Source organism: Microseira sp. BLCC-F43 (genome assembly GCF_041929235.1).
Classification (GTDB): domain Bacteria; phylum Cyanobacteriota; class Cyanobacteriia; order Cyanobacteriales; family Aerosakkonemataceae; genus Microseira.
In genome coordinates this window covers 87,554-102,391 of record NZ_JBHFNP010000041.1, presented here as the reverse complement: position 1 = coordinate 102,391, position 14,838 = coordinate 87,554, and the positions used below count along the sequence as shown (strand labels likewise).

Annotated in this window: 20 protein-coding genes; 14 read left to right on the top strand and 6 right to left on the bottom strand. The window is 43.2% G+C overall.

Features of this window, described 5'->3' with window-relative positions:
- The first annotated feature begins 33 nt into the window (after positions 1 to 33).
- The 9 genes from nifX (at position 34) to ACE1CM_RS07750 (ending at position 4,576) form a co-directional block, all read left to right on the top strand.
- A complete protein-coding gene (gene nifX / locus ACE1CM_RS07790; RefSeq protein WP_374876834.1) occupies positions 34 to 435 on the top strand; it encodes a nitrogen fixation protein NifX in 402 nt (133 codons plus the stop codon).
- A gap of 93 nt (positions 436 to 528) precedes the next feature.
- Positions 529 to 999 (top strand): NifX-associated nitrogen fixation protein, encoded by a 471-nt coding sequence (locus ACE1CM_RS07785; RefSeq protein ID WP_374876833.1) that lies wholly within the window; start codon positions 529 to 531, stop codon positions 997 to 999.
- A gap of 92 nt (positions 1,000 to 1,091) precedes the next feature.
- Positions 1,092 to 1,310, top strand: coding sequence for a CCE_0567 family metalloprotein (locus ACE1CM_RS07780; RefSeq protein ID WP_226577154.1), 219 nt, complete (start codon positions 1,092 to 1,094; stop codon positions 1,308 to 1,310).
- A complete protein-coding gene (gene nifW / locus ACE1CM_RS07775; protein ID WP_374876832.1) occupies positions 1,307 to 1,624 on the top strand; it encodes a nitrogenase-stabilizing/protective protein NifW in 318 nt (105 codons plus the stop codon). Before ACE1CM_RS07780 ends, nifW begins: the two co-directional genes overlap by 4 nt.
- A 134-nt stretch (positions 1,625 to 1,758) precedes the next feature.
- Positions 1,759 to 2,502 carry a ThiF family adenylyltransferase gene (locus tag ACE1CM_RS07770; protein ID WP_374876831.1) on the top strand — a complete coding sequence of 248 codons (744 nt, stop codon included), beginning with the start codon at positions 1,759 to 1,761 and terminating at the stop codon, positions 2,500 to 2,502.
- A gap of 27 nt (positions 2,503 to 2,529) precedes the next feature.
- Complete coding sequence (locus tag ACE1CM_RS07765) at positions 2,530 to 2,982, top strand: HesB/IscA family protein (RefSeq protein ID WP_374876830.1); 453 nt, start codon at positions 2,530 to 2,532, stop codon at positions 2,980 to 2,982.
- A gap of 112 nt (positions 2,983 to 3,094) precedes the next feature.
- Positions 3,095 to 3,397, top strand: coding sequence for a 2Fe-2S iron-sulfur cluster-binding protein (locus ACE1CM_RS07760; RefSeq protein ID WP_226577147.1), 303 nt, complete (start codon positions 3,095 to 3,097; stop codon positions 3,395 to 3,397).
- Positions 3,398 to 3,622: 225 nt separating this feature from the next.
- Positions 3,623 to 3,970, top strand: coding sequence for a hypothetical protein (locus ACE1CM_RS07755; protein ID WP_374876829.1), 348 nt, complete (start codon positions 3,623 to 3,625; stop codon positions 3,968 to 3,970).
- A 348-nt stretch (positions 3,971 to 4,318) separates the two neighbouring features.
- On the top strand, positions 4,319 to 4,576 hold the full coding sequence (locus ACE1CM_RS07750; RefSeq protein WP_374876828.1) for a FeoA family protein: 258 nt from the start codon (positions 4,319 to 4,321) through the stop codon (positions 4,574 to 4,576).
- A 53-nt stretch (positions 4,577 to 4,629) separates the two neighbouring features.
- On the opposite strand, the gene ACE1CM_RS07745 is transcribed toward ACE1CM_RS07750, so the two are convergent.
- Both ACE1CM_RS07745 and ACE1CM_RS07740 read right to left on the bottom strand, forming a co-directional pair.
- A complete protein-coding gene (locus ACE1CM_RS07745; protein ID WP_226577141.1) occupies positions 4,630 to 4,839 on the bottom strand; it encodes a molybdopterin-binding protein in 210 nt (69 codons plus the stop codon).
- A gap of 87 nt (positions 4,840 to 4,926) precedes the next feature.
- Entirely contained in the window at positions 4,927 to 5,352 is a 426-nt protein-coding gene (locus tag ACE1CM_RS07740; protein ID WP_374876827.1) for a molybdopterin-binding protein, read from the bottom strand.
- A 116-nt stretch (positions 5,353 to 5,468) separates the two neighbouring features.
- On the opposite strand from ACE1CM_RS07740, the gene modA reads away from it, so the two are divergent.
- From modA to ACE1CM_RS07720, 4 genes are all read left to right on the top strand, one after another.
- Positions 5,469 to 6,269 carry a molybdate ABC transporter substrate-binding protein gene (gene modA / locus ACE1CM_RS07735; RefSeq protein ID WP_374876826.1) on the top strand — a complete coding sequence of 267 codons (801 nt, stop codon included), beginning with the start codon at positions 5,469 to 5,471 and terminating at the stop codon, positions 6,267 to 6,269.
- Positions 6,270 to 6,283: 14 nt separating this feature from the next.
- Entirely contained in the window at positions 6,284 to 6,928 is a 645-nt protein-coding gene (locus ACE1CM_RS07730; protein ID WP_374876825.1) for a cupin domain-containing protein, read from the top strand.
- 160 nt (positions 6,929 to 7,088) lie between these two features.
- Positions 7,089 to 8,984, top strand: coding sequence for a molybdate ABC transporter permease subunit (modB, locus tag ACE1CM_RS07725; protein WP_374876824.1), 1,896 nt, complete (start codon positions 7,089 to 7,091; stop codon positions 8,982 to 8,984).
- A gap of 144 nt (positions 8,985 to 9,128) precedes the next feature.
- Positions 9,129 to 10,304 (top strand): MFS transporter, encoded by a 1,176-nt coding sequence (locus ACE1CM_RS07720; protein ID WP_374876823.1) that lies wholly within the window; start codon positions 9,129 to 9,131, stop codon positions 10,302 to 10,304.
- 22 nt (positions 10,305 to 10,326) lie between these two features.
- Here ACE1CM_RS07720 and ACE1CM_RS07715 read toward each other — a convergent pair whose 3' ends face one another.
- Positions 10,327 to 10,731 (bottom strand): PIN domain-containing protein, encoded by a 405-nt coding sequence (locus ACE1CM_RS07715; protein WP_374876822.1) that lies wholly within the window; start codon positions 10,729 to 10,731, stop codon positions 10,327 to 10,329.
- 14 nt (positions 10,732 to 10,745) lie between these two features.
- Positions 10,746 to 11,006, bottom strand: a complete 261-nt coding sequence (locus tag ACE1CM_RS07710; RefSeq protein WP_374876821.1) for a hypothetical protein — start codon at positions 11,004 to 11,006, stop codon at positions 10,746 to 10,748.
- A gap of 177 nt (positions 11,007 to 11,183) precedes the next feature.
- Between ACE1CM_RS07710 and ACE1CM_RS07705 the strand changes: the two genes are divergently transcribed.
- Complete coding sequence (locus ACE1CM_RS07705) at positions 11,184 to 12,131, top strand: alpha/beta hydrolase fold domain-containing protein (RefSeq protein WP_374876820.1); 948 nt, start codon at positions 11,184 to 11,186, stop codon at positions 12,129 to 12,131.
- A gap of 416 nt (positions 12,132 to 12,547) precedes the next feature.
- On the opposite strand, the gene ACE1CM_RS07700 is transcribed toward ACE1CM_RS07705, so the two are convergent.
- Complete coding sequence (locus ACE1CM_RS07700) at positions 12,548 to 13,597, bottom strand: N-acetylmuramoyl-L-alanine amidase (protein ID WP_374876819.1); 1,050 nt, start codon at positions 13,595 to 13,597, stop codon at positions 12,548 to 12,550.
- Between the two features lie 204 nt (positions 13,598 to 13,801).
- A complete protein-coding gene (locus tag ACE1CM_RS07695) occupies positions 13,802 to 14,572 on the bottom strand; it encodes an SGNH/GDSL hydrolase family protein (protein ID WP_374876818.1) in 771 nt (256 codons plus the stop codon).
- Positions 14,573 to 14,838: the final 266 nt, after the last annotated feature.

The window sequence follows — 14,838 nt, the reverse complement described above, 5'->3', positions numbered from 1 at the left end:
AAACTTAAATGAAGTAGCACCAGGAGGATAAGAATGAAAATTGCATTTGCTACGCAAGACCTGGTTCACATCAATGCCCATTTTGGCTCGGCGAAACAAATGGCAGTTTACGAAGTGTCGCCGGAGGGATATCAATACCTAGAAACCATCGGGTTTGATGGCAAACTTGACGAAGATGGTAACGAAGATAAATTAGTCCCCAAAATCGAAGCTTTATCTGACTGTACAATTGTTTATGTAGCCGCAATTGGTGGCAGTGCAGCGGCGAGGCTAATTCGCAAGAAAGTGACTCCCGTCAAGTCAAAAACCGAAGACGACGAGATTACTGAAGTCCTGGAAAATCTGGTGACTACCCTGAAAGGAAATCCGCCACCTTGGCTTCGCAAAGCCTTGCAGCAACAGGAAAAAAGCTTTGAAGATTTTGAGGATGAATAGTCAGTTTGCTAATGGCTAATGGCTAATGGCTAATGGCTAATTTCATTTGCGATCGCTAACCCACTCTAGATACAGGAAAAAAAAGGAAAGACAATGACTACAGAAACTGCTCTGACCAATGAAGAGTTAGTTAAAGCCACGCCATACCTGCAAGAATTGGCACGTCAAATGCGCGCTCAAGACGGCTATGGTACTTTCCGCAGTTGGTCGGATGAATTGGTTCTCAAACCATTTATTGTCAGCAAAGAGCAGAAACGGAAAATTTCTGTTGATGGCGATGTCGATCCCGTGACTAAGTTAAGAATTGCGTCGTTTTATCGCGCAGTAGCAGCCAGAATCGAACAAGAAACAGGATTACTTTGTCAAGTCGTAATTGACTTGAGTCACGAAGGATTTGGCTGGGCATTAGTATTTTCCGGTCGCCTCTTAGTCACCGCCAGAACCCTGCGCGATGCCCAAAGATTTGGCTTCGATTCTTTTGAAAAATTAGCAGCAGAAGGCGAAAAGCTGGTCACATCTGCCGTCGAACTAGCTACCCGCCATCGGGAAGTAGCAAAGATTTAGTCATTAGGTAATAGGTAATGGGTAATGGGTAATGGGAATTTCCCAATCACCAATTACCAATTACCAATCACCAATTACCAAGGAAGAAACTTATGGTTCAAACAACCGAACTAACCATTGAGGACTTAAAAGCAAAAATTAAACGCCTCAACAGCAAAGGCGGTCAACTCAAAATGGAGCTTCACGATTTAGCTGAGGGACTGCCAACAGATTTCGACAAAATTATGGAGGTAGCAGGCAGAACTTACGAACTATTTAGCGAGTTAGACGAGCTGAAAAAACAGTTAAAAGCACAGGAGCAAGCCAAATGACACAGACTTTAGCAGATCTGAGAAAAATATCTGATGCTGAAGACTATTTTCGCTTTTTTAACCTCGCTTTCGATCAGCAGGTTGTGAATGTCAACCGCTTGCACATATTGAAGAAATTTTCTCAGTATATGACTGAGATTGATGAAACTTTTTCAGATCTAACTGAAGCGGAAAAGTTAGTCAAGTACAGCGAAGCTCTCCAAAGTGCTTATAACTTGTTCTTGAGTTCAAACGCGGTAGAGCAAAAACTGTTCAAGGTGTTTAACGACAAACCCAAAAACGTCGTGATGCTCTCAGACATCAAAATTGATTAGTTCTCATTCCTTCACGGTGCGGCGAAGGCCATAAACCGGGTTTCGACCTAGATCTCTAGTTTCCTTGCTCAACGATTTTTCAGAGAAACCCGGTTTCTTTACACCTACAAAACTGACTAACGAGGAGGATTGAATTGGTAAACTTTACACCCACAGAAGTAGAACGTTACCATCGCCAAATGATGCTTCCAGGTTTTGGTGAAGAAGCACAGCGCAAACTCCGCCAAGCGACTGTTTTAGTCACGGGTGTAGGGGGATTAGGCGGTACGGCGGCGCTATATTTGGCGGTGGCGGGAGTTGGGCGGCTAATTCTAGTCAGGGGTGGCGATTTGCGCCTGGATGACATGAATCGGCAAATTTTGATGACGGATGATTGGGTGGGAAAACCCAGAGTTTTAAAGGCAAAGGAAACGCTTTCTGCAATTAATCCCGATGTGGAAATTGAGGCTATTCCTGAATATGTCACCGCATCAAATGTTGATTCTTTAGTGTTGCAGGCAGATATCGCCCTCGACTGCGCTCATAACTTTGAGGAGAGAGATTTATTGAATGCTGCTTGCGTGCGTTGGCGCAAACCAATGGTGGAAGCAGCGATGAACGGAATGGAGGCTTACCTAACAACTATTATTCCTGGTGAGACTCCCTGTTTATCTTGTTTATTCCCAGAAAAACCAGAGTGGGATCGACGCGCTTTTGGAGTGTTAGGAGCAGTTTCTGGAACGCTGGCAACTTTAACAGCTTTAGAGGCAATCAAGGTAATTACTGGTTTAGGAAAGCCTTTATTGTCGCAACTGTTAACAATGGATTTGGGAACGCTGGAATTTGCCAAACGGCGCCCTTATCACGACCCGCATTGTCCTGTTTGTGGAAATCAGTAATGGGTAATGGGTAATAGGTAATAGGTAATGGCAAGAAGAATCAATTACCAATTACCAATCACCAATTACCAATTAGCAATTCACCAATCACCAAATTTAGGAGGATTCATGACTGTTAAGTTAACTGATGTTGCAGCATTTCGTCTTCGCACATTCTTGCGCGGCAGTAGCAATCAAGATGGAACGCAAAAGGGTGTAAGACTGGCAGTAGCTGATGGGGGTTGCAGCGGTTACGAGTACAAAATGGAAATAACTAGCACTCCAAAAGCTGATGATTTGGTGGTTGAGAATGAAGATAAAGTGCTGTTTTTCATTGACCGCGAAAGCGCACCCTTAATCGAAGGCATGGTAATCGATTTTGTGGATGGTTTAGTCGAGTCAGGATTTAAGTTTACCAACCCGAATGCAACTGATACCTGTGGTTGTGGCAAGTCCTTTAAAGTAGGAGATTGCACGCCCGCAGGTGTGCCTTGCAGTTAGTTAAGGACAACTGACGGGGCGGTTTGATAACAATAGATGGTTGGTAAAACCCGCCCCTACACAAGTGACTGTTTTTGTAAAAGAACACGTAATTTTGTTGGAGGATACAACAATGACTACAACTTACAAAGTGCGCCTGCAAAATAAAAAGCGTAATCTCGATGTTGTAATTGATGTTCCTGAAGATACTTATATCTTTGATGCTGCTGAGGAGGCAGACATCGATTTACCATCTTCTTGCCGTTCTGGTTCTTGTTCCAGCTGCGTCGGTAAAGTTGTTGAAGGGGAAATCGATCAATCCGATCAAAATTTCCTGGATGAGGAGCAAATGGCTAAGGGATTTGCTCTGCTTTGCGTTACTTATCCTCGATCTGATGTGACGATTCGTACTCACCAAGAAGCTTATCTTGTCTAAAGCATTCACTGTGCCAATTTTTTGATTTAAATGGCTGGTCTTATATCCCTATAGGAGTCGTAGTTTGATAAACTGCTACAGCTTCTAGTAGGGATTTTTTTATTTTACTTATTAGATTGCTTGCCAAAATAAGGACTAAAGTCATTACTACAAACGCCATAATTATTAACTAAAATGTATGATAAATTTTAAATAGTGTACTATGATACAGGAAAACGTTTCATAATGATGATTAGCGAAGAACAGCTAGCAAAAGAATTCACGCAAGTCGTCGATCGCATTTACCCGCGAGTCGGAAGGCAGCTGCACCGATGTTATGTTAAGGTTGTCGAGTTTTACGTCAAACGACTTGGCAGACGCCTTCACTACATTGTTATTTATAGCCCTAGCTACCTATGCCCTGCTTTACAAGTACAGCGAGGGGTACTCAGAGAAGTAGCAGAAAATATGGGGCTAATGGATGTAGTTATTGTCAATGCTACGCATCTGTTACGCGACCCCATGTCGAAGATTAAGCAGGAAGATTCCCGCTTTTGGTTGGAGTTACACTGGATCGCAACCCAGGAAGATTAAGCGGGTTATTTAATTTAGATTGCGTCCTATCCGGTTGCATAAGAGGGGCGGGTTTATTTACCCATTGCGCTTCTGGCAAATATCTCTCGTACAACCCGCCCCTACAACACCATTAATTATGCACAACTTGGCGCTCCTGACAATATATAACTTGCTTGAGGGGCTATTACAGGTTTTTTTTATTTATATACAAAAATAAACATAAATAACTAATCGTCAAAACAGTTGCCAATTTCTAGCAAAACTGTATCTTAATAGACAGGTTAAGTTGAGATATTCTCTCATAATTAAACTAGGAGTTTACTCTTGGTCAGGAGTTGCAATAGTTGCCCAAAAGGAGCGTTCTAGATGTTAACTCAAGGTTTTACGGTCTGTCTTTCCTCGCTAGAGTTACTCAATCCTGGAGAGCAAGGGATTGTGACTCGCTTTAGCAATACGGACGAAACAACTATTAAGAAACTTATAGCAATGGGAATTAAACCCGGAATGGCGATAATTTTAGAGATGCGATCGCACAACTTTGTCGTCACCGATGGACATCGCCGCTGGGAACTCGACCAAGCAATGGCGCGTAGGATTTGCGTCCGTCTTACCCATACTAAATAACCAGAGTGTAGTTTCAGCTATCGCTAAAAAACTACACTGGAAACAAAGCGTTATTAATCGACTGCAACCATCACGTCAGATGACTTGATGACTGCGAAAACTTCTGCGCCTTCTGCAATTCCCATTTGATCCGCTGAAGCTTTAGTGATGATGCTAACGACTTCAACTCCAGGCGCAATTTCTATGGTGACTTCAGTATTGACCGAACCGGGCGTCACTTTCTTAACTGTACCTTTGAGGGCGTTACGAGCGCTAATTTTCATACCTACTCCTCATGCAAAATTTCTATCTGAGTAATCGTAGCAGGTTTTACTCTATTAGCCAAAACCTATAAAAATTTGTAGCTTTAATTACATTTCGACAGCAATCATCACATCAGAAGACTTAATCACCACGCAAACTTCCTTTTGGGGACTGACTGCGAACCGCTGCACTGAAGATTTTGTAATCACCGCTACAATTTCCACTCCTGGCGCAATCTCCACAATCACTTCTGCATTGATATCTCCCAGCACCACCTGTTTCACCTTACCCCAGAGCGTGTTTCGGGCGCTGATACCTAGAAGGTGATGGTTCGATATTCTAGTTTCTGGTTTTGTTTCACCTGCATCCGGAATTTGCTCGGATGCTTCCTCCCACTGCCGATCCAAATTGCGAATAAGTTCCCGCAGTACCTCGGTTTTTGAGCGTTGAGACTTTTGGCAATACTGCTCTAAAATCATTTGTTCCTCTGGGGAGGATTGAAATGTTATCCATCCTTGACTTTTTCTCGGCATAGCTATTTACCAACTAAGTTGGTATGGTACTCTAATTAGGTTGGTATCATCATACCAACCAGGGCGGGGTGAGTAGCCAACCCACTCACAAAGTTTAACTATTTTTTGTAACTAACATGACAAAAAAACGCCTTCTTGCTTTTTTAGGCTGGATAGTTACGGCTTTAATTTTAGCAATCGGCATCAAGTTAATAACTCCATCGCCTGTAGCGGCACAAACTAACCCGACTGTGCTGGTATCTGCTGCTGCTAGTTTAAAAGAATCCCTGGAAGAAATTGCACCCGTTTATCGACAAGCAAATTCAAATGTGACGATTCGATATAACTTCGGCGCGTCGGGTGCTTTGCAGCAACAAATTGAAAACGGCGCACCCGCAGATATTTTTATTTCTGCTGCTAATAAGCAAATGGATGCATTGCAGCAAAAGAATCTGTTACTACAAGGTACGCGGCGCAATTTGCTAACGAACCGCGTTGTTTTGATTGTGCCGAAAAATTCGACGGTAATCGCTAATTTTCGCGGCTTAACGGCGACTAACGTCAGGAGAATTGCGATTGGCGAACCGCGAACCGTACCCGCCGGACAATATGCTGAAGAAATCTTGAGGAATTTGGGGATATTAGAACAAGTCAGACCAAAATTTGTATTGGGTAATAGCGTCCGTAATGTTCTAGCTGCGGTGGAAAGCGGCAATGCAGATGCAGGTGTTGTATACGCTACAGATGCCAGATTATCAGATCGGGTAAGAGTGGTGGAAACAGCAGCTCAAAACTTACATTCTCCCGTTGTTTATCCGATGGCGGTGCTGAGTGCGAGTCGAAATGCGGCGGCGGCGAGAGAATACACGCAATTTTTGGCAAGCGATCGCCGCGCTAGCAGCATCTTTGAAAAATACGGATTTACTATGGCGCGTTAGAGGTGCAAATATTTATGAAAGGTCAGGATTGGCTAGTAACTGATGACGGAAAATGTCAACCCTGCGAATCGGTTAGACCCTGGGAATTAATCCGGGATAATTATCGATTTTACCGCTTTCTAACCGAGGTGGAAGATGTCTTAAACCAGTTGATAACTAACGAAGAAGATGTCTTAAATCAAGCAATCGATGAAACCATTTGCTTACCAGCAATTCGCAAATTAGTTCGTCAGCTAGTCCTGAATTCATACTGGGTGCAAACTCAATATCTAAAACCAGACCCCGAAACCGGAGTTTCGGTGATGATTTTATACGATGAAATCGGTTATCCTTTAACAGTACAAACGGTAACTTTGTCCCCAGGAAGCGTCTCTCCGATTCACAATCACGGTACTTGGGGAATCGTGGCGGTGATGAAAGGACAGGAAAAAAATACTTTTTGGCGGCGCACGAATCATCCAGATTTTCCCGCTAAAATTGACCGAGTGGGAGAAAAGATTTTAAACCAAGGAGATATTATTAGTTTCACTCCCGATGCGATTCACAGCATCGAAGCAGTTGGCGATGAACCGACGATTACTTTTAATATTTATGGCGAGGCAAGTATGTCAAAGCGATTTGAGTTCGATTTGGTTAAGGCAACGGCGAAGAATTATTAATAGGGATTTTTGACGCGGATGCACGAAAGTTTGTAGTAATGTATTAATGTAGGGTGCGTTAGCAAAGCGTAACGCACCAGCCAGCAACACTAAAGTCCTTACTACAAACGTAGGCGACAGATGTGAAAATTAGATAACCATGAGTAATTGAACCAAAGTTATGCAAATACCTCAAGATTTGTCCCCGTTGTGGATTTCTTTAAAAACCGCTTCTATAGCTACCTTGATGACTTTCTTTTTGGGGATAGCTGCCGCTTATTGGATGTGGGGATATCGAGGTAAAGCGAAATCTTTAATCGAAGGAATTTTTGTGGCTCCCCTGATTCTACCGCCCACGGTTGTAGGTTTTTTATTGCTGCTGCTGTTGGGAAAAAATGGCCCTTTTGGACAAATATTGATGCAATTAAATATCAATATTGTTTTTACTTGGTATGCGGCTGTCATTACCGCTACAGTTGTCGCTTTTCCTTTAATGTATCGCACTGCATTGGGAGCTTTTGATCAAATTGATGGCAATCTTTTGCGGGCGGCAAAAACTTTAGGTGCTGGTGATGGAACGATTTTTTGGCGGATTAGTTTGCCTTTAGCTTTACCGGGACTTGTAGCGGGAACGATTCTCGCTTTTTGTCGTGCTTTGGGTGAATTTGGCGCAACGTTAATGTTAGCGGGTAATATTCCCGGATCAACTCAGACTCTCCCAATGGCGATTTATTTCGCAGTAGAAAGTGGGGCGGTGAATGAAGCTTGGCTGTGGGTATTGACAATCGTAGGAATTACTCTTTCTGCGATTACTGCCGTTAATTTTTGGGTAGATAAGAAAGCAGGGAGGGAGGGAAGACGCGGGGACGCAAAGACGCGGGGACGCGGAGAAATAGAGGAAAAGAATAAATTACCAATTACCAATTACCAATTACCAATTACCAATTCTGGACTGTTTGTAGATATTGAAAAGCAACTGAATGATTTTAAGTTAAATGTGGCTTTTAGTAGTAGCGATCGCCCGCTAGGACTACTAGGCGCATCCGGATCGGGGAAAAGCACGATTCTGCGCTGCATCGCAGGGATTGAAACGCCGGATAAAGGGCGAATTGTGTTAAATGGACGGGTGTTGTTTGATTCCGCAGCAGGGATTAATTTACCGCCGCGCGATCGCCGCGTGGGTTTCTTGTTTCAGAATTATGCTTTGTTCCCCCATCTCACGGTGGCAGAAAATATCGCCTTTGGTTTACCCAAGGGGACTTCTAAGAATGGGATTAAACAGCAAGTAGAAGCGCAACTCGCGAAGGTACGATTGCAGGGGTATAGCGATCGCTACCCCCATCAACTCTCTGGCGGGGAACAGCAGCGGGTAGCTTTGGCGCGTACTACGCTGTGCGAACCAGAAGTTTTATTGTTAGATGAACCTTTTTCCGCACTCGATACTTATTTACGCAGTCAATTGGAAATGCAATTGATTTCTGTATTAGATAATTATCCCGGCGTGACGTTGTTTGTGACCCATAATTTAGAGGAAGCTTATCGGGTGTGCGAGAACTTGTTGGTGGTGGATAATGGGATTGCGATCGCATCCGATTCCAAACAAACCATTTTCGAGCATCCTCACACATTCCGCGTCGCACAATTGACCGGATGCAAAAACTTTTCTCGCGCTAAAGTTACCCCATCTGGTTCTGTAGAAGCAATTGATTGGGACTGCACATTGCAGGTTATTGAACCAATTCCAGAAGCGCTTTCTTACATTGGAATTCGCGCCCACCAATTGATTTTTACCAACGATACAAACCGGGAAAATACTTTTCCTTGCTGGTTGGTTCAAACCAGCGAAACCCAGCACCGCATGACTTTATATCTCAAGTTGAACTCTTTCCCGAAAAGTCCCCAAGATTACCACCTGCAAGTCGAAGTTTTTAAAGAAAAATGGGCGACTTTAAAAGAACGTCCGTTCCCTTGGTTGATTCAACTTCATCCGTTAAAATTGTTTTTGATGTCCGATTCCAGTCTAATTCCTTCTGTTCGTAGTAAGGACTTTAGTCCTGTAGTTCTGAATGAGGATTGAATACTCACATCTTGCACCTTTCTCAACAAGACCTAAGAAACCGGGTTTCTGAATGAAAAATCAAGGCTTTCAGCTTAAAGCTTTGGCAAGAAACAAAGGTGATGACCCTAGTGCAAGATCTAAGAATAGCAAAATTGTCAAATTATGACAGAAACCACCACTAATTCCCGTTCCTCTGCCTTAAAATTTGTCATCTTTCTAGGAATTGTCAGCCTTTGCGCCGATATGACCTACGAAGGGGCGCGCAGCATCACGGGGGCTTATTTAGGGGTTTTGGGAGCGAGCGGGGCTGTAGTGGGGCTGGTAGCAGGCTTAGGTGAGTTAATTGGGTATGGCTTGCGTATAGCAATCGGTTATCTGAGCGACAAAACTGGTAGATATTGGGCAATTACCACATTAGGTTATTTCATCAATACCGCCGTTGTACCGCTTTTAGCATTAGCTGGAAGGTGGGAAATTGCGGCAGGATTGATGATAGCAGAACGGACTGGAAAAGCGATTCGCACCCCTCCCCGCGATGTATTGCTTTCCCATGCAGCAATTAGAGTGGGGCAAGGTTTTGGTTTTGGACTGCACGAAGCCTTGGATCAAATTGGTGCAACAATGGGGCCATTGGCTGTAGCAGCAATGATATTTTTCCAACATGGATATCGGGGAGGATTTGCGATTTTGGCAATCCCGGCGATAGTTGGTTTAATAGTACTTGTAGTGCTGTCGCGAGTTTATCCCAATCCCCATGAATTTGAAACAATCAAGATTGAATTAAAAGGGGAAGGACTCCCTGCCATCTATTGGATTTATTTAGGTGCGGTAGCATTAATTGGAGCGGGTTATGCAGATTTTCCCTTGATTGCTTTTCACTTACAAAAAAGTGCAGTTATTCCTGAAAATCAGATTCCTTTACTGTATGCTTTGGCGATGGGAGTCGATGCGATCGCTGCCCTAATCTGCGGTAAACTGTTTGACACAAAAGGCATATCTGTGCTAGCGATCGCTGCCTTAATTTCTTCCTTATTTGCCCCTTTAGTCTTTTTAGGCACCTTCCCAATGGCGTTCCTGGGAATGACTTTATGGGGAATTGGTATGGGAGCGCAAGAATCGATTCTCAAAGCAGCAATAGCGGGAATGGTGCCGATAGATAGAAGAGGTTCTGCTTTTGGTATTTTTCACACAGGTTACGGCGTTGCTTGGTTTTTAGGCAGCGCTTTAATGGGAGTTTTTTACGATTTTGATATTAACTTTGTTATTGTCTTTTCGATAGCTATGCAACTTGCTGCAATTCCCGTACTGTTCTTAGTGAGCAAAAGAGCCGATGTGTAGCACGATCAATGAGAAATTAGTATTAGGTACTCTCCCAATCCTCAATTTGTAACCCTTCTACTCGATTAAACTCATCTGTATTATGAGTAACTAGGATTAAATTATTAGCGATCGCAATTGCTGCAATCGGAATATCATAAACACCGATAGGGGTTCCAGCAGCAGCTAGGCTGGCACGAATCCTAGATGCAATAGTTGCTGCTGCATCATCAAAAGCTAAAGAGACAAAACGATTTAAAAACTGTTGCTGTCTTTCTAAGTTACCAGTTGGATTATTACTTCTTAATGCCCCATAAAATAACTCAAATTTTACCACCGAACACACAGCAATATCTTGATAGTTGGTTGCCAGTATTCTTTCTCTAATTGATACAGAACGACCGTTTAAATATCTGACACAAACATTGGTGTCGAGTAGATAAATCATTTTCTTAATTCTGGCTATTCAAAAATTCCTTCCATTTTTTCGTCTAATAGTGCTGATATTCCTTCCTCATCTATAACAATTGGGTCATCAGCACAACTTCCATAAGTTCTTTCTACAAACTCGTTCCACTCTAATTCCTCCGGTATCGTCGTTACTGGTGTAACTTTTCTGAATGTTATTGTCACTTCTAACTCAGCATCGTTTAACCCTACAGGTACATCTAAATGTAATATCCCATCCTCTCCCACACGGTAACGTAATGTTACGCTTTGCATAGTTGATTTTTCCTTTAATTATCAAATGTTAATCCTATAATTATAACCACCAAATTAAGTTTCTTCAACGGCGATCGCGTAGTAGCGACCCAGGAAAATCGCTTTAGCTTGTAGAGATACCGCGATCGCTGTATCTTGGTAACAGTGTAAAATCCCCTCGTGTTCCCTACTTTATCTATGATTTCAAAGCATACATTGTTGTTCAAGTTAGGGTTAGCTATTTTATGCTTGGCTTCTGGATGCGATCGCCCAACCAAAATCGCCACTTACAAAGACCTTGAATATAGCAGCTATGGCACTAAACTAGATTTGTTTTTACCCCAGCAAAAGTCATCTCAACCATTACCAGTTCTGATTTATATCCACGGCGGTGGTTGGTGGGGAGGAGATAAGAATTTATGTCTAAAAAACATTCAAAAACGACAAGGAATCGATAAATTTATCAATCGAGGATATGCCTTAGCTTGTATTAATTATAGGTTGAGCGATCGCGCAATTTTTCCCGCTCAAATCCAAGACGTTAAAACCGCCGTTCGTTGGTTAAAACAAAATGCCAATAAATATAATTTAAACCCGGATAAAATTGGAGCTTGGGGCGAATCTGCCGGGGGTCATTTGAGTGCTTTATTAGCCACCTCAGCGGGAGTTAAAGAACTGGAAGTCAACCTCAAAAATCCCCAAATTTCTACCCGCATCCAAGCCGCTGTTAACCTATTTGGGCCAACAGATTTTACCAAAGTTCCACCGGCTTTTGAGGAACCTTATACACCTGCTGTTCAGAAATACAAAGATCGACCTTGGTATCATTATACAGTAGCGACAAATCGATTACTAGGTGGCCCGGTATCCAAAAACCTTAAATTAGCAACTTTGGCTAACCCTATTACTCATCTCGATCCGAAAGATCCCCCTTTTTTAATCGCTCATGGTGCCTTAGATGATACCGTCCCTTTGAGTCAAAGTGAGTTATTAGTTAAAGCTTTGCAAGCGAAAGGTATTGAGGTTACTTTTATTCAAGAGCCAAAAGGAACCCATTATTTTGGTGGAGATAAAGGCGAATATTTTGCACCCAAATATATCGATATGATGCTCAAATTTTTTGATACTCATTTGAAAGATAAGTAATAACGCAAGTTCCTAGTTATAAAAGCGATCCCCCCAAACCCCCCTTCCCAAGGGGGGCTTAAGAGAGCTAATATCATGTCCTCGCAATTACCCATAATTGCAATGCTGTAAAATCATATCATGAAGCAAAGGTTGTGTATGGTAGGGGCGGGTTTTACGAGAGATATTTGCTACCAGCGCTATGGTTAAATAAACCCTTCCTTAGCAAAGGCTACCGATGCCTAAGGACATGATATAACGCAAGTTCCTAGTTATAAACTTCGGCGTTGCTAATGGCTAATAGCTAATTGCTAATAAAGGATTTTTACTCACATTAGTCATTAGCTGCTATGCATGAGATAACTAGCAACTTGAGTTAATATAGGATTTTTACCAATCGAGCGATTAGCCATTAGCAATTAGCCCCAAGTTAATAGTTAACCTGCTGTTTCCCGCAGCCATTTTAAAATTGCTCTACCCACTGCTTGTCCGCCGCGCCTACTCCAATCTCTGGCGTTAGGTACGCGGACGCTGATAAAGTAGAGCAGCGCCAGGACAGAAACGCGGACGTTGGTATCTTCTGCGCCGCTTAAGATTTCCAAAGACTGACGCGGATCTCGACCTCCGGCAATGCGATCGCGTATACTCAATTCTTTCGCAATCTCTGCACTCATAATCGCCGATAACCGCAAGTCCGCCGGATCGGTTTTCGTGCGATGCACCAAGACTTCTGCCCCTTGGGCGCTGCTGGTGGCGCTGTTGTGGTGGATCGAACAGAACACATCATGACCCGCCGCCAGCTTACCTATGTTATAAAGACTGCCTGCCGCATCCGTAATTACACAGGGAACTCCCGCCGCATCAATCGTGGCCTTGGCAGCACGAGCCGCAATCAAGTTTAAATCGTACTCCGAGACGCCATTCACCCCGGGCACTCCCGGATCGCCTTGACCGTGACCGACTTCCAGCATCACCCCTTTAGCACGCCAAATGCGGTACTTCTCCAGGAGTTGGCGAGCTTCCGCAACTAGACGCAACACCTTGGCAATGTATTCTTCCTTGATTGCCTTGTCTTTTTCGCTACCGTCAAACGGCCCGCCGATGTATCCCGCATAAGCAATAAATCGGATAAAAGCTTCGGGGGTGCTGTTGTTTTGTCGCCAACCTTGGTAGGGGGGGCGTTCAATAAATACCCAATAACCTTTGACCGTATTTTCTAGATTGGCAAACTTGCAATAGATATCTACACCATCACTTGCCCTGTACTCAACAGGAGTCGCAACCTGCGCCATTTCCGGGCGGTATTTCATGCCGTAGGGGTTAGCGTGGAGTTTGTACAAATCCGATGTTCCCCGTCCCGATTCGAGAATTGCTTGAGCTAGCTGAATCACTTTCAGACGCTCAAACTCAATCTGGGTTTGGGCTAGGGTTTTCACAAACGCATCCCAACTAAACATGAAATTGCCTTGAAACAGGATAGATTTCAATCATAACCTGAACGGCAAGAAACCCGGTTTCTTTAAGAAACCGGGTTTCTGACTGGGTGCCAAACTAGAATATGGGGAGTAATTCTGGCTTTTATTTATCCATATATTGAGTATCAATTTAGGGATAAATAAAGTTTTTAAATGAATGTCTATAGATACTACGATCGCTCATCACATTTGATTTATCTGGCGTCATGGAAAAATCTAACTTTGTACTGTTCTTTGCCTGACTGTATTGATTAGTTGCACTAATTCCTTGTTGAGCATCACATACGCCTGTTCATTATAGTGCAGTTCATCTACCCTGTACTGAGACAACATTACGCCTTGACGATCGGCAAGAAGAGAAAAGGTATCAAACACGATGGTCTTATCATCGGCTAATGTAGCGATGTAGGCATTTACTTCTTTAACTGCCTTACCTATCTCATCTGACCAGAAAGGTTTGCGTTCCAGTGGCACCTCCCCTGCTGGGAAAATAGTAGTTAGGATCGCGACTGCACCCAGACTTCTGGATTCTGCTACAATTCGCTTAATATTAGCTTTGCAACTCGACACGATCTCCTCTCTGCGTTCCGGAAATAAGCCGATCGTTTTCAGATCGTTGATGCCAACCTGGATGACGACTACATTGGGTTTTAGGGGACGCACATGAGATGAAAATCTCTCCCTCGTCTGGACGGATGTCTGTGAGCCAATTCCACGATTGATGAATTCATACCCATTGAGAGTAGGTGATGTCCAACTGGCTGATCTAGAGTCACCGAAGAAAACTACACGAAATTGATTGGTATCAGTAACTCCCTGGGGATTTGCAGGATAATAGCCTAACCCCACAGGATCTAGCCGTGTCTCATTCAACTCAAAATAATATTTCTTGGCTTGATTGTAAAGACGAAAATTGAGGAAAATTGATCCTCCAAGCACGATCAATACAAGAGCGCCCAACGGAATATAAAATTTGCTTAATTTCATATCCTGCCAAATCACTTTTTCAAATCTGTATACAATCCGTCTCAAATTTGAGCGTAAATTACGACTGACTTCACTCACCCCGAGTCCCGAGTGGGTTTTCTGCCTCAATCAATCCTTGTCATGCGCGGTGTGCAAGGGGATTGTCAGTTTGGATTTTTCTTACTCCAGTTGACTTTTGTAAAACGAATCTCACTGTCGGAATACGCAATCAGAAGATTGATAATTATCTGCACGCCGCCAGTTCGTTCATCGTAGATTGTTTATTG

Coding starts and splice junctions, on each gene's coding strand:
- nifX (WP_374876834.1), top strand. CDS start 34: ATGAAAATTGCATTTGCTACGCAAGACCTGGTTCACATCAATGCCCAT.
- ACE1CM_RS07785 (WP_374876833.1), top strand. CDS start 529: ATGACTACAGAAACTGCTCTGACCAATGAAGAGTTAGTTAAAGCCACG.
- ACE1CM_RS07780 (WP_226577154.1), top strand. CDS start 1,092: ATGGTTCAAACAACCGAACTAACCATTGAGGACTTAAAAGCAAAAATT.
- nifW (WP_374876832.1), top strand. CDS start 1,307: ATGACACAGACTTTAGCAGATCTGAGAAAAATATCTGATGCTGAAGAC.
- ACE1CM_RS07765 (WP_374876830.1), top strand. CDS start 2,530: ATGGCAAGAAGAATCAATTACCAATTACCAATCACCAATTACCAATTA.
- ACE1CM_RS07760 (WP_226577147.1), top strand. CDS start 3,095: ATGACTACAACTTACAAAGTGCGCCTGCAAAATAAAAAGCGTAATCTC.
- ACE1CM_RS07755 (WP_374876829.1), top strand. CDS start 3,623: ATGATGATTAGCGAAGAACAGCTAGCAAAAGAATTCACGCAAGTCGTC.
- ACE1CM_RS07750 (WP_374876828.1), top strand. CDS start 4,319: ATGTTAACTCAAGGTTTTACGGTCTGTCTTTCCTCGCTAGAGTTACTC.
- ACE1CM_RS07745 (WP_226577141.1), bottom strand. CDS start 4,839: ATGAAAATTAGCGCTCGTAACGCCCTCAAAGGTACAGTTAAGAAAGTG.
- ACE1CM_RS07740 (WP_374876827.1), bottom strand. CDS start 5,352: ATGCCGAGAAAAAGTCAAGGATGGATAACATTTCAATCCTCCCCAGAG.
- modA (WP_374876826.1), top strand. CDS start 5,469: ATGACAAAAAAACGCCTTCTTGCTTTTTTAGGCTGGATAGTTACGGCT.
- ACE1CM_RS07730 (WP_374876825.1), top strand. CDS start 6,284: ATGAAAGGTCAGGATTGGCTAGTAACTGATGACGGAAAATGTCAACCC.
- modB (WP_374876824.1), top strand. CDS start 7,089: ATGCAAATACCTCAAGATTTGTCCCCGTTGTGGATTTCTTTAAAAACC.
- ACE1CM_RS07720 (WP_374876823.1), top strand. CDS start 9,129: ATGACAGAAACCACCACTAATTCCCGTTCCTCTGCCTTAAAATTTGTC.
- ACE1CM_RS07715 (WP_374876822.1), bottom strand. CDS start 10,731: ATGATTTATCTACTCGACACCAATGTTTGTGTCAGATATTTAAACGGT.
- ACE1CM_RS07710 (WP_374876821.1), bottom strand. CDS start 11,006: ATGCAAAGCGTAACATTACGTTACCGTGTGGGAGAGGATGGGATATTA.
- ACE1CM_RS07705 (WP_374876820.1), top strand. CDS start 11,184: ATGATTTCAAAGCATACATTGTTGTTCAAGTTAGGGTTAGCTATTTTA.
- ACE1CM_RS07695 (WP_374876818.1), bottom strand. CDS start 14,572: ATGAAATTAAGCAAATTTTATATTCCGTTGGGCGCTCTTGTATTGATC.